The following is a 12863-nucleotide window of genomic DNA, read 5'->3' on the forward strand; positions in this document are numbered from 1 at the left end:
TCAGTCGATTAGTGGGTCTGTGCGGGAATTATTGGCGGGCAGACAGAGCTGGGGTACTGCATCGCGGGATGGTGAAGGAAAGACAGGATGAAGACGGCGAGGTAGATGCCATAGACGGTGGCAGTCAGGACCATGGGCAGAGCAAACCCTGTCTTCTGGATGAGCCAGCCCCCAGCGCTGTCGAAACGGCCCAGGAGCCGGTCCATGCCATCTGGAAGATGTTGTGGGCCACGGAGCGCTTGTTGGGTGGCACCAGCTCCAGGCAGAACTTGTCCGTGACCGGCGTCGAGCACATCATGAGACCTGCGCGCATCCAGAATGCCAGGGCGGCGATGATGATATTGTGCGTGAACGCCATGATGACCAGGAACACGAGCGAACCCCCGACGGTGGCACCGATAGTGCGCAGCAGGCCTGCCCGCCGGACGAGCCATGGGGCGAGCAGGACGCCGACCGTGAGGACGACGTTGCTCATGGCGAACAGGTTGCCGACGATAACCGTGCTCGCGTGAAAGCGGTCGGCAAAATAGAGGTTGAGATAGGGGATGCTCAGCCCGGCGCCAAACCCGATGATGACGTTGATCACCGCGTACCGGAACGCGAAGCGCTTCCACGAGGACGTGACCTCTGGCTCGCTCTGGACGGAGCATGTGGCGTCCACCGCCTGCTCACCGCTACCGTCATGATATTCCCGCAGGCGTATGAAGACGGCGGTGCTCGCAAGGATGAGCGCTGCTCCCACAACCAGGGTCAGGCGGAGCCCGGTGACGGGCGATGCCCCGAAACGGGCGAACAGGCGCGGCAGGAGTCCTCCGACGACCGACGCGATGACCGACATGACTGTCCCTGTGGTGAACGCAAGGCTGAAGGCGACCTGCCGGTCCCTGGGATCGGTACTGCGCATCATCTCCGGATTGTAGGTGGCTCCATGCAGCATGGTGCTGGCTGAAATGCCGATCTGCAGGACGACGAGCAACGCGGGCACTAGGACGTTGGCTTGAAGAAGGTCATGAAGATCCCGTTCCCAAGCCCCAGCAGGGCTGCGCCAGCAAGCAGCAGCCACATGTTCGTACCAAGGCGGCAGATGACGGTCCAGTAGCGTCTGAATTCGTGTTGCATCGTCTGTCCTTTTCTACCAGCAGAATATGGTTCAGGTTCCGAAATAGGTTAGCCTGTACAGCCGCTCCCGCAAGGAGTTTGCCTTCATATGTGGTTGGCCGCCTCCCGGCCTACTACGAGATCGCTGACGCCGCGAACATGAGGACACCGCCCACGAGGACGGCCGGACCCATGTGTTCGCCGATGAACAGGACAGCCAGCAGGGTGGCGAAGACGGGTTCCAGCGAGTAGATGACGCTGGCCTGCGCGACTGTCACGTCGTGCTGGAAGCGGTTCTGCAGTAGGAGCGTGATGGCAGTCGTGAAGACGGCGAGGTACAGCAGAGAGGGCCATGAAACAGCGTTCACGACGAGCGTCTGCTTTGTCGCCAGGGCGTAGACGAGGGCACACATGGCGACGGCCAGCAACTGGAAGAACGTGCTGGCGTAGAAGGATTCCCTGTCCGAAAACAGGTGGATCATGAACACCTGCATGCCGAAGGCCAGGGCGCACAGCAGCGTCAGGAAGTCCCCCATGCCCATGCCGCCAATGCGCAACGTGAACCCGAAGGAGATGATCCAGAGACCGTTTACCGCCAGGAGAAGTGCCAGCGCGACCTTCCATGAGCGCTGCTCGCGCAGAAAGAGGAAGGACAGGACCGGCGCGATGACGACGGACAGGCCCGTGATGAAGGCGTTCTTGCTTGCCGTCGTCATCGTGAGTCCCGTGACCTGCAGCATGAACCCGAGGTATTCCGGGATGCCGATGGCAAACCCTTTCAGCAGGTTGAGCCAGCTGAACGCGATCCTGCGCCGGAAGAGCACATAGACGATCGCCGAGGCGATGGCAAAGCGGACGAGGACCAGAAGCGCGGGCGAAATGCTGCCGAGGCTCTCTTTCATGATGGCGAACGTCGTCGACCAGAGCACGACGGCCAGCAGCAGGAGCAGCTCGGACCTGCGCATGGACCTCACGGGGCGCAAGGCCATCAGGCGTTCTCTACGGCCGGTCGACGCAGCAGCAGGACACAGGCTGCCCCGATGCTCGTCAGGACGCCCGCCATGATGAAGCTTGCGAGGTAGTTGCCGGTCGCGTCACGCACGATGCCGCCGACCGCAGGGCCGAAGAGGACGCCGAGGTTCAGCATGCCGGCCAGGACGCCATATCCCAGGCCGCTCTCCCTGCCGTGCATGAGGTAGGGGGCCAGACCGAAGACGGCCGCAGGGGCAAGCGCGAAGGCGAAGCTGACGCCGAGGAACAGGGGCAGGACGCTGCCATGGAGAACGCCGAGCAGGATCACACATCCGGCGAACATGAGACAGGCCAGCACTGCGCCCCGGCACTGCCAACGCCTGCGGTCCAGGACGTGGCCCATGAATGCCGACGCGGCGACAGGGAAGAGCATGAGGATGCTGACCATGGTCCCTGCTGTCTGTGGCGACATGCCCCGGCCGACCAGGAGGTCGTTGGCGAACGTCAGAAGGATGAGCGCTCCCGCATTCCAGAACAGCCAGACGAGGCCGAGCATCCAGACCTGAGGATTCAGGTGCCGCAGACCCGCGACCAGCGAGACGGGGGTTTCGTCATGCCGTGGTTCCGGGTCCCGGTAGAACAGGACGTATGCTGCCGCCACAACGCAGGTGAAGACCAGGCACACCCAGACCGGCGCCTGCCATCCCCGTGCAGCCGCGAGGCGCGAAAAACCCAGCTGGCTGACCACGATACCGGTCGGTACGGCTGTATTCATAGTGCCCATGGCCGCGCCGAGGTACTTGGTGCCCGCGAAGTTCTCGCTGATGATCTGCGCGCCGAGGATGGACAGCGTCGCAGCACCGATGCCCATGGCGAGGCGTGCCATCAGTAGATTTGCGTATGAGGTCGAGAGTGCGAACCAGGCCTCGGCGGCAATGAGACAGGCGAGTCCCAGAAGCCCGGCGGTCCGGCCGCCCCAGCGGTCGGCAAGGTAGCCGACCAGCGGCGAGACGATGATGCCGAACAGCGCCAGCGACGACATCAGCGCCCCTGCCTGCCCGGCGGTCATGCTGAGGGTTTTCTTCATGACGGGGATGACGGGAGGCAGGAACTGGAACGCGAGCGCAAATGCAACCGTCAGAGCGTAGCCCGCGACCAGGTACTGCAGTTTTCTGTTCATGGGACTCCTTTTCGGCAATTGTGAATCCCTTGGTGTCAGGCACAATGGGATTCACAATCTCAGGTTGTCAGGGTTTCTGCAGGGTCACGAAGCGGACAGCATTTCTGAATTCGCGTACGCCGCCGCCTTCGCGGACGACCTCGGCCAGGTCCTCCGGGTCCCGGGCGACACAACCCGACAGAGCGTCGACGCCGTAGTCGAACATGAGCACGGAGAGGGGAGTCGAAGGGCCGATGAGCATGACCCAGGCGTTGCAGGCGAGTTCCAGCAGGCGTGGCAAGCTCTTGTTGGTGAGCGCAGAGCCGGTGATCGCGACGACGTCCAGATGCGGGAGGAGATATTCTTCGGCCTGTTGAGGCAGATCGCCTTCCTGTGGTCGCTGTTCGAAGACGGTCAGACTGCCAGAGGCGGAACGGATCTCGTCGGTCCACGGGAAGTGTCCGATGAGGCCTACCTTCTTGCCGGCCGCTTTCTTGAGCAGCACGTTGCGCCCGTTGGCTTCCTCGGCGCCCGCGAAGCGGGAGGTGATGTTGCACGCGGCGCAGATGGCTGCCATGCCGATCGCCGCCTCTCGCGGGGTCCAGGACAGCGACAGCTCGGCCAGCTCCACGAGCGGTTTGCCCCGCAGGTGAAAGGACGTGCTGTGCCCGCCCGTAGTCATCGACCGCAGAGACATGGACAGTCCCGTGGCGTGTTCCGTCTGCACCAGGGACCAGATCTGCCCGGCGATGACGTCCTGGACGGGCTCCTCGTCACACTGTGCGATGAGGTCGCGGTACAGGGCGTCGTATTCGAGAGGAGCCGTGCGGCGTCGCATGGCTAGTTCTCCAGGGACGGCAGGTCTTCGAGATCGACCTCGGCGGTCTTGCTCTTGAGGTGTTTGCGGTTGAGCCAGGTGAAGCCCTTGTCATATGTGATGACAGCCATGTCGATGGGTCCGCCCACGCCGGTCATGTCACCCGGGTCCATGAGCACGCCGTCGCTGAAGCGCTGGATAGCGGTTGTGGTCTCAATGGCGAGCTGACAGAAGTCGATGGCGTCCTGGAGGGTCATGGTGCCCCACTGGATGCTGTATTCCACCCCGCGCAGCTGCTGCTGCACGGCCGCTTCGCCGAGCTTGGCGGCCGCTTCGCGGACGAGCGGGATGCCCTGAAGACGCGGGTCGAACCCCAGGACGATGCGCGTGACGACGTCTGTCTGCCCGATCCAGCCTGCGCCGAATTCCTTGCCCTGCTTGCGGCTGTCGCGCGCCTGGTCGGTGGCGCCGGGGACATAGACCATGTAGACTTCGCTGCTCCTGTCCTTGTTGTACCCGGCTAGGATGAACTGCAGTCCATCGGGAGCGGCAACCGCTTCCTGGACCTGACCCTGCTGGTTCTTGAAGTGGAACACAACGCGGGTCGGTTCTTCCTTGAGGTCCAGCAGCTCCATGCTCTGGCGGGCCATGTCCGCCTTGATGCCGGCGGGGATGCCCTTGAGCTGGTCGCGGTAGGGGACGCGGGCGTCGAAGTATTGTGCGAGTTCTTTCGCGACCTCACCGACGGACAGCTTGTCGACGGGGATTGTCTGACGGAAGTCATCGATGAACCCGCTGACGTTCTTCATCACGCCCTGCTGAGGCATGAACGCGAGGCCTGCGATGACCAGCCCCATGCGCGAACCGATGCGGAACACCTTGGAGGCCGAGTCTGAGCCGACACGAGCCATGCCCTTCTGGTTGCGGTACGTCTGACGGCTGTCTGCCGCGAGCACGATTCCTTCGGGAATCGTAACGTTAATGCCGAGTGACATGCGTCACCTCCCATGCGGTGGTATCCCTTACAGCATGAGCAGGTTTGACTCGAACGCAACCCTCTTATTTGGGGTGCCTATTTGGGATGCGCTGCTCATTCAACCGAGATGGTACAGGCGACGTTTTCTTACGGTGTGCCGGGGACGAGGATTTCTGGTCCCATCATGTCACCGGTACCCATCATGTCGTCCATGCCGGTCACAGGGCGAATGCCGACAGCATAGATCGTGGTCTTCAGGTGCCGTCCGACAACCCGGACGACCGTCCCCACGGGGATGTCCGAACCGGAGGGGAAGTAGGTCTCCTCGGTGACGATAACCAGCCACCGCTCGCCAGTAAGGCTGTCGACGACCCATCGCTGGGTCGTGCGCGAGACGACGACGCCGATTACGGCACCGCCCATCATCCCGCCGAAGGGGTTCCCTCCACGTCGAAACAGCTCCTGTCCCGGCCCAGCGCGGAAGGTGAACCGCGTGAGGTTCGTTGCGTAGGCGCAACAGGCGCCGGCCACGACCGCAACGACAAGTGCGGCGACCAGCCACCATCTCGCAACACGGTACAGGCGGGCGGTGCGTCGCAGGACGACGAACGAGAGGATACCGAGGACAACGACGAGGACCAGGAGTTGCCACGGGAAGTCGAAGAAGGCAGGATGCGCCCACCGCGGACCAAGCCGCAGGTCGTCCAGCGTGCCATTCTGGACGAGGATGTACACGCTGCCGGCCAGTCCGAGCGCCGTCAGGGCGAACAGGACCGCGACCGCCGAGTGCTTCAGGGCCCGCACGAGGCGGAACCGCCAGCCCGGCGTGGGTTCGAGGTGCTGCTCCTCGATCTGTTCAAGAATCTTCTGTTTCAAATTATCGTCCATCGTTATCCTCTCTCAATTGTGAAGACCATGGTGCCTGACACCAAGGGATTCACAATGCGGACCGTTGTGCCGGATTTGCATCCAGCAGTTTCCGCAGTTTGTCTTTGGCCCGGCTCACGCTGGGTCCCACCGAGTTGACCGCGACCATCAGAATATCCGCTATCTCGCTGTAACTCTTGCCTTCGACCACCGACAGCAGCAGGATGTCTCTGCTGCGCTGGTCCAGCTGGTTGAGACCCTGGGCCACGAAGCCTTCCAGCTCCTGGTGCAGTGCCTCGGCTGGGACGTCCGTATCGCCCGTCAGGATCTCGACCATCTCGCCATCCAGCTCCAGCTCGGTAGGCACAGTCCCATGCCGCTTGCGGGCCATGTTCACCGCCGTATTGTGGACGATGCGGTACATCCATGCGCTGAACGTCAGGTGTGGGTCGAATCCGGCAAGGCTGCGGTACGCCTGCAGAAACGCCTGCTGGACCACATCTTCCGCTTCCTGCCGCCCAATGAGACGGGCCGCGTATGAGGACAAGGGTCGCTCATACCGCTCGACCAGCATTCCAAAGGCGTCCGTGTCCGTGAGCGCCTGTCGAACCAGCTGCTCGTCCGTCGGCTCCTGAGCGCGTATCTCCATGCATGTATGATACCAAGGAATGTCCGGTTCCGTACACGCAGCATTGCGGAGAGGCGGCAGGCATGCCCCCGCACGACCCTGTGACCGATCGGCGACGCTACGGCGCCGGGTCCTGACAGCACGTCCGCCGTTCACAATTGTCTCGTTGCAGATTCTGCCGACCCGGATAGCATGAAGCCCCACCCCTGGAGGGGTGGGGCATGAACCCACATGAAACTTGCAGCGACTCGTGACGGCAACCGGGAGGAACACTTGAAGACAAAGGATCTTGCGATCACTGGGATGACCTGCGCAGCGTGTGCAATAGCCGTAGAGCGCTCCGTGAAGAAGCTGGACGGGGTCGTCTCAGCCGCGGTCAACCCTGCTACCGAGAAGCTTACCGTCGAATATGACGAGACCCGCGTCGACGACGAGGCGCTCAAAGCTTCCATCGTGAAGGCCGGCTACGGCGTCGCTCAGCCGTCTCCAGCCAAGACCGTCGTGATCCCGGTACGCGGCATGACATGTGCAGCCTGTTCCGCTGCAATCGAACGCGCACTCTGCAAACTCGCGGGCGTCACCAGCGCCTCGGTCAACCTGACCACGGAGAAGGCGACCATTGTGTATGACCCGTCGCTGGTTCGTGTGTCTGCGTTGAAGCACGCCATCATCGCAGCCGGCTACACGCCACTCGACGTGGAGGTCACTGCGGCGAACGTCGACGAGGACGCGCAGCGCAAGGCGCAGGACACCCGCTCCCTGTGGCAGCGCTTCATCGTCTCCGCTCTGTTCGCGGCGCCCCTGCTGTACCTGGCCATGGGCTCGATGATACCGTGGCTCGGCTGGCGCATCCCGTCGTGGCTGAGCCCCATGGACTTCCCCCTTCGCTACGCGCTCGTCGAGGTCGCGCTCGTCATCCCCTGCATCGCAGCCGGCTACCGCTTCTACATCGTAGGGTTCCGGGCCATCTGGCACCGGGCCCCGAACATGGACTCGCTTATCGCGATGGGAACATCGGCGGCCATCCTCTACAGCGGCTACTCGACATGGCGCATCGCGCAGGGTTCGTTCGGCGCCGTGAAGGAGCTGTACTTCGAGACCGCCGGTGTCATCCTCACGCTCATCCTGCTGGGCAAGTCACTGGAATCCGTTTCAAAAGGGCGTACGTCACAGGCCATCAAGAAGCTGATGAACCTTGCGCCCAAGACTGCCATCGTCGTTCAGGGCGATCGTGAGGTCGAACTGCCGGTGGCCGAGGTGGAGGTCGGTGACATCATCCGTGTCCGTCCAGGCGAGAAGGTCCCCGTGGACGGTGAGGTCGTAACCGGCGCCACGTCGATCGACGAGTCCATGCTGACGGGCGAGAGCATCCCCGTCGAGAAGCATCCCGGCGACAAAGTGGTGGGCGCCAGCATCAACGGCAACGGGTCTATCACGTTCCGAGCCACCCATGTCGGGGCCGATACGGTGCTTGCCCAGATCGTCAAGCTGGTCGAGGACGCGCAGGGCAGCAAGGCGCCGATCGCTCAGCTGGCCGACGTCGTTTCGGGGTATTTCGTGCCTATCGTCTTCGTCATTGCACTCCTGTCTGCCGTAGCGTGGCTCATCGCCGGCAAGGGCAGCGTGTTTGCGCTGACCATCTTCATTTCTGTCCTCACGATCGCGTGCCCGTGTGCACTTGGGCTGGCGACGCCCACGGCCATCATGGTGGGCACAGGCAAGGGCGCCGAGCACGGCGTGCTTATCAAGGGCGGCGCAGCACTCGAAATGGCACACAAGGTGCAGACCGTGGTGTTCGACAAGACAGGCACCATCACACAGGGGAGGCCGGTCGTCGCTGACGTCGTGACCGTCCCCGGTGTGGAGCGCAGCGAGGTTTTGGGCCTGGCGGCTTCCACCGAGAAGAACTCAGAGCACCCGCTTGGCACCGCGATCGTCAGGGCCGCTCAGGACGAGAACACCACGCTGCAGCCGCTGGAGAACTTCGCAGCGGTTCCGGGACGAGGCATCGAGGGCACCGTGGGCCTCACGCGCGTCCTGCTGGGCAACGCAGCGTTTATGGCTGAGCGCTCGGTGGACGTCGCCGCTCTTGGTGCTGCCGTCGACCGCTTCGCCGAAGACGGTAAGACCTCCATGTTCGTCGCCCGTGACGGCAAGGCCATTGGCGTCATCGCCGTGGCAGACGTGGTCAAGGAAAGCAGTGCCCGTGCGATCCAGACCCTTCACGACATGGGCATCGAGGTCGCCATGATCACGGGCGACAATCGCAGGACGGCGGAGGCCATCGGGCGGCAGGTTGGCATCGACTGGGTCCTGGCCGAGGTTCTGCCACAGGACAAAGCACTGGAGGTGAAGAAACTGCAGGCGGGTGGCAGACGCGTCGCCATGGTCGGCGACGGCATCAACGACGCCCCGGCGTTGGCGCAGGCAGATGTCGGCATCGCCATCGGCAACGGCACGGACGTCGCCATCGAGTCAGCGGACATCGTCCTCATGAGGAGTGACCTGATGGACGTCGCGACGGCCATCCAGCTCAGCAAGGCCACCATCCGGAACATCCGGCAGAATCTGTTCTGGGCCTTCGGTTACAACACGCTGGGCATTCCCATCGCTGCAGGCCTGCTGTACGCATTCGGCGGCCCCAAGCTCAACCCGATGATCGGCGCAGCGGCCATGTCACTGTCGTCCGTCTCGGTCCTGACAAACGCACTCAGACTGCGCGGCTTCAAGCCTCGCAGGTAGCACCACACGACAAGGGAGGAATCACATGAAGAAACTGATCCAGGTTAAGGGAATGAGCTGCAAGCATTGTGTGATGCACGTCACCGAGGCACTGGGGGAGGTCCCAGGTGTCACAGACGTCGTCGTGAGCCTGGAAGGCGGCACGGCCACCGTGGACACGAATGCTCCGGTCACCAATGAGGTGCTCGCCGCTGCCATCACAGACGTCGGCTACACGCCCGGCCCGGTCACGGACCTGTAGGCCGCGCGAAAAGAGAAAAACATGCACGAGTGTCACACAAATCCGTACAGCGTCCCTCGTGCCGGCAGCGGTTGTGTATGACGGTATGCGCGGGACAATCGTCTTCCTCCGTCATTCCCGCGAAGGCGGGAATCCAGTCTTTTTGTTGAAGGGTGAAGCGAAGGTGTAACAATCTCGTCTAGGAGGACATCATGGATCACTGTTCATGTGAGAGCAGGAAGGCCCTTGATACGCTCAAGACTGCCAGGGGCCAGATCGACGGCATCATCCGCATGATTGAAGAGGATCGCTACTGCATTGACGTCTCCAAGCAGATCCTATCGGCCACCGCACTGCTTAAGAAAGCCAACATCACCATCCTCCGCCAGCATATGAACACGTGCGTCACCGACGCAGTGGAGCACGGTGCTGGTCAGGAGAAGATCGACGAGATCGTCCTCATCCTTGACAAGTATATGGAGTAACAGAAGTCGCGATGAAGAGTGCGAAGGTCTACGTCGGCGGCATGCACTGTGATGCATGCTCGACCCTCATTACCAGTCAGTTCAAGAAGGTCGCCGGTGTGCGTGGTGTCAAGGTCGACCTCGGCGTGCAGACTGCCGAGATCTACTATGACAATCCTGCGCCGAGTGTGGCTGCCCTCAGGGCGCGCGCTGAAAAGTATGGCTACACCGTCTCGACGTCCCGTCCTGCAGCCCAACGTCAGAAAAGTATTCCACTGTGGCAGTGGACTGTGGCGGCTCTCATCGCCGGTGGTATGGTGAAGCTCTTCACCCTGCTCCAGAGCTCGGGACTGATGAGTACACTGGGGACGACCTCGGCCGGAGCAAGCTACGGCGTGGCGCTGCTTGTCGGCGTCATCGCGTCGCTGAGCACCTGTCTGGCAGTCGTCGGAGCCATCGTCATCGCATTCGCCGAGACATACCAGGCAGCTCCGGGCGAGAGTGCGGCGTCGGCTGTCGTGCGCCCCAACGTTCTCTTCCACCTCGGCCGCATCACCACCTTCGCGGTCCTTGGGGGTTTCCTCGGCCTCATCGGCGGGGAGCTGTCCCTGACAGGCCGGTTCATGTCGGTCCTGACCATGGCAGTCGCAGTGATCATGTTGCTGCTCGGGCTCAACATCCTTGGGTTCGCTCCGTCACTGACACGCCTCGGCATCAAGATGCCGGCACGCCTGACCGCTGGCATGGACAGGATGAAGACGTCGCGCAGTCCGGTCATGCCGCTGGCGCTCGGAGGTCTCACATTTTTCCTGCCGTGCGGGTTCACGCAGAGCATGCAGATCATGGCGCTCGGCTCGGGCAGCATCGTGCGCGGCGCGCTCATCATGGGCCTGTTTGCCATCGGGACCTTGCCCGTGCTGTTCACTGCGGGCATCACCGCCTCGTGGACACGTCAGCACAAGGTGGTCATCGTTCAGAAGGCTGCCGGGCTCCTGGTCATAGCGTTCGCACTCTTCACGCTCAGCTCAGGTGCGCGCCTGTTCGGCTTCACCGGCCGCGTGACACCAGGCACGACCGCGACGACACAGACTACCACCACGCCGTCCGCTGCCACACCACCCTCCACGGCACCGGGGACCAGTCAGCGTATCGAGATGCATGTCACGTACTCAGGGTTCGACCCGGCCGTCCTGCACGTAAAGAAGGGCACCCCGGTGACCTTCGCGGTATTCGGCGACCAGGTGTCCGGCTGCACAAGCCGCATCATCATCCCCAGCCTCAACATTTCCATGGGCGTCGGCCCCGGGGAGAATGACATCACCTTCACGCCCACAGCCACTGGCAGAATCCCCTATTCGTGCTGGATGGGCATGGTGCGTGGCACCATCATCGTCGACCCATAGCAAATGTCACGATGCACGGCAGGTGCACGCCACCCGGACGTGAACGTGGGTGGCGTGCACCTCGCGCTATGCTACGGTGTGTAGGTTATCGTGATTGCCTGGGTGGTAGCATTCCACTGGATATTCATTGCCAGCTCTTCCGCGACGAACCGGAGAGGAAGAAGCGTCCTGCCGTTCATGATGATTGGTACAACTTTGGGATCACTGTCGATGTTGACCGACTGACCATTCAGCTTTGCCATGTTCTTGCCGATCCACAGAACCAATGTCTTGTCTTTCCGTACGATGGTGACCTTCCGTGTCGACGCTTCCCAGGCGATGGTCCCTCCAGTGGCTTCGACGACTGCCCGGATGGGGAGCAGGGTACGTGAATGCAGGATGATGGGGGCTGCTTCCAGAATGATGGGTTTTCCGTCCACATACATCGTCCTGCTGCCAATCTTCAGCAGAATGACGCTCTTGGCCTTTGCAGTGAACGATGCCGTGACCTTCTTGTCTGCATCCATCGTTACAGTCGTCGGGTTCTTTGTACCGGAGAGAGCCCCGGACCAGCCGGTGAAGACGTAGCCGGCGGTAGGACTTGCGGTAAGCGTGACCACGGTGCCGGGGGTGTAGGAAGCGGTTTTGGGAGACCAGCCGATCGATCCGCCCGAAGCAGGGGAAGCGATGGCTATGAGGACGTACGAAGACACACTGGCATACCGGGAGACTCCATTGTCGGTACTGCTGTACACCGTGGAAGGGTTGAGAGGGTTGATGGCAAGGCATATGACGACTCCATCGGCGGGGCCAGCAGCTGTCCAGGTTGCGCCGCTGTCCACGGAGAGGAAGACCCCACTATCGGTACCGGCATACAGCGTGGAAGGGTTGAGGGGGTTGATGGCAAGAGACGAGGTCTGCGGATTAGCAATATCGGTGTTTACCTCTGTCCAGGTGGTGCCGCTGTCCGTGGAGCAGAAGACGCCAATATTGCTACCAGCATACATGATGGAAGGGTTGAGAGGGTTGATGGCAAAACAGAGGACAACCCCATCGATGGGGCCGGCGGCTGTCCAGGTTGCGCCGCTGTCCACGGAGAGGAAGACCCCATCATCGGTACCGGCATACAGCGTGGAAGGGTTGAGGGGGTTGATGGCAAGAGCCGAGATGTACGTGGTGGTGAGGCCAGTATTTACAGCTGTCCAGGTTGCGCCGCTGTCCGTGGAGCGGAAGACGCCACCAGTGTCGGTACCAGCATACAGGGTGGAAGGGTTGCGGGGGTTGATGGCAAAACAGAGGACAACCCCAGCGGCGGTGCCATCGGCGGTGTCAGCCGGGGTCCAGGTGGGGCCGGCGGCGGTCCAGGTGGCGCCGCTGTCCGAGGACCGGAAGACACTACTATCATTACTGGCATACACGGTGGAAGGGTCGAGGGGATTGATGGCAAGAGCCGGGACATACGTGCTCGCGAGGCCAGTGTTTACCGCTATCCAGGTTGCGCCGCTGTCCACGGAGAGGAAGACGCCACCAATGTCGGT

13 protein-coding genes are annotated in these 12863 nt (G+C 62.2%); 4 read left to right on the forward strand and 9 right to left on the reverse strand.

Annotation, left to right across the window (positions count from 1 at the left end):
• Positions 1 to 124: 124 nt before the first annotated feature.
• From SMC1_RS02920 to SMC1_RS02950, 8 genes are all read right to left on the reverse strand, one after another.
• Positions 125 to 976 carry an MFS transporter gene (locus SMC1_RS02920; protein ID WP_126855151.1) on the reverse strand — a complete coding sequence of 284 codons (852 nt, stop codon included), beginning with the start codon at positions 974 to 976 and terminating at the stop codon, positions 125 to 127.
• Positions 977 to 984: 8 nt separating this feature from the next.
• Complete coding sequence (locus SMC1_RS11100) at positions 985 to 1119, reverse strand: hypothetical protein (RefSeq protein WP_279386560.1); 135 nt, start codon at positions 1117 to 1119, stop codon at positions 985 to 987.
• A 113-nt stretch (positions 1120 to 1232) separates the two neighbouring features.
• Positions 1233 to 2087 (reverse strand): DMT family transporter, encoded by an 855-nt coding sequence (locus SMC1_RS02925; RefSeq protein ID WP_119085317.1) that lies wholly within the window; start codon positions 2085 to 2087, stop codon positions 1233 to 1235.
• Positions 2087 to 3250, reverse strand: coding sequence for an MFS transporter (locus SMC1_RS02930; RefSeq protein ID WP_119085318.1), 1164 nt, complete (start codon positions 3248 to 3250; stop codon positions 2087 to 2089). The genes SMC1_RS02925 and SMC1_RS02930 overlap by 1 nt, the downstream gene beginning before the upstream one ends.
• 67 nt (positions 3251 to 3317) lie before the next feature.
• Complete coding sequence (locus SMC1_RS02935) at positions 3318 to 4067, reverse strand: DUF364 domain-containing protein (protein ID WP_119085319.1); 750 nt, start codon at positions 4065 to 4067, stop codon at positions 3318 to 3320.
• Between the two features lie 2 nt (positions 4068 to 4069).
• Entirely contained in the window at positions 4070 to 5041 is a 972-nt protein-coding gene (locus SMC1_RS02940; protein ID WP_119085320.1) for a hypothetical protein, read from the reverse strand.
• A 128-nt stretch (positions 5042 to 5169) separates the two neighbouring features.
• On the reverse strand, positions 5170 to 5910 hold the full coding sequence (locus SMC1_RS02945) for a hypothetical protein (protein WP_119085321.1): 741 nt from the start codon (positions 5908 to 5910) through the stop codon (positions 5170 to 5172).
• 49 nt (positions 5911 to 5959) lie between these two features.
• A complete protein-coding gene (locus SMC1_RS02950) occupies positions 5960 to 6538 on the reverse strand; it encodes an RNA polymerase sigma factor (RefSeq protein ID WP_126855152.1) in 579 nt (192 codons plus the stop codon).
• Between the two features lie 210 nt (positions 6539 to 6748).
• Between SMC1_RS02950 and SMC1_RS02955 the strand changes: the two genes are divergently transcribed.
• From SMC1_RS02955 to SMC1_RS02970, 4 genes are all read left to right on the forward strand, one after another.
• Complete coding sequence (locus SMC1_RS02955; protein WP_165849170.1) at positions 6749 to 9259, forward strand: heavy metal translocating P-type ATPase; 2511 nt, start codon at positions 6749 to 6751, stop codon at positions 9257 to 9259.
• Between the two features lie 25 nt (positions 9260 to 9284).
• A complete protein-coding gene (locus tag SMC1_RS02960) occupies positions 9285 to 9500 on the forward strand; it encodes a heavy-metal-associated domain-containing protein (RefSeq protein ID WP_119085323.1) in 216 nt (71 codons plus the stop codon).
• A gap of 191 nt (positions 9501 to 9691) precedes the next feature.
• On the forward strand, positions 9692 to 9964 hold the full coding sequence (locus SMC1_RS02965; RefSeq protein WP_119085324.1) for a metal-sensing transcriptional repressor: 273 nt from the start codon (positions 9692 to 9694) through the stop codon (positions 9962 to 9964).
• A gap of 11 nt (positions 9965 to 9975) precedes the next feature.
• A complete protein-coding gene (locus tag SMC1_RS02970) occupies positions 9976 to 11346 on the forward strand; it encodes a sulfite exporter TauE/SafE family protein (protein ID WP_119085325.1) in 1371 nt (456 codons plus the stop codon).
• Positions 11347 to 11417: 71 nt separating this feature from the next.
• Here SMC1_RS02970 and SMC1_RS02975 read toward each other — a convergent pair.
• A partial coding sequence (locus SMC1_RS02975) for a stalk domain-containing protein (protein ID WP_207799276.1) occupies positions 11418 to 12863 on the reverse strand: 1446 nt, incomplete at its 5' end.

It is taken from the genome of Candidatus Cryosericum septentrionale, from assembly GCF_003570995.1.
Classification (GTDB): domain Bacteria; phylum Caldisericota; class Caldisericia; order Cryosericales; family Cryosericaceae; genus Cryosericum; species Cryosericum septentrionale.

Coding starts and splice junctions, on each gene's coding strand:
- SMC1_RS02970 (WP_119085325.1), top strand. CDS start 9,976: ATGAAGAGTGCGAAGGTCTACGTCGGCGGCATGCACTGTGATGCATGC.
- SMC1_RS02955 (WP_165849170.1), top strand. CDS start 6,749: ATGAAACTTGCAGCGACTCGTGACGGCAACCGGGAGGAACACTTGAAG.
- SMC1_RS02925 (WP_119085317.1), bottom strand. CDS start 2,087: ATGGCCTTGCGCCCCGTGAGGTCCATGCGCAGGTCCGAGCTGCTCCTG.
- SMC1_RS11100 (WP_279386560.1), bottom strand. CDS start 1,119: ATGCAACACGAATTCAGACGCTACTGGACCGTCATCTGCCGCCTTGGT.
- SMC1_RS02945 (WP_119085321.1), bottom strand. CDS start 5,910: ATGGACGATAATTTGAAACAGAAGATTCTTGAACAGATCGAGGAGCAG.
- SMC1_RS02935 (WP_119085319.1), bottom strand. CDS start 4,067: ATGCGACGCCGCACGGCTCCTCTCGAATACGACGCCCTGTACCGCGAC.
- SMC1_RS02930 (WP_119085318.1), bottom strand. CDS start 3,250: ATGAACAGAAAACTGCAGTACCTGGTCGCGGGCTACGCTCTGACGGTT.
- SMC1_RS02940 (WP_119085320.1), bottom strand. CDS start 5,041: ATGTCACTCGGCATTAACGTTACGATTCCCGAAGGAATCGTGCTCGCG.
- SMC1_RS02960 (WP_119085323.1), top strand. CDS start 9,285: ATGAAGAAACTGATCCAGGTTAAGGGAATGAGCTGCAAGCATTGTGTG.
- SMC1_RS02950 (WP_126855152.1), bottom strand. CDS start 6,538: ATGGAGATACGCGCTCAGGAGCCGACGGACGAGCAGCTGGTTCGACAG.
- SMC1_RS02965 (WP_119085324.1), top strand. CDS start 9,692: ATGGATCACTGTTCATGTGAGAGCAGGAAGGCCCTTGATACGCTCAAG.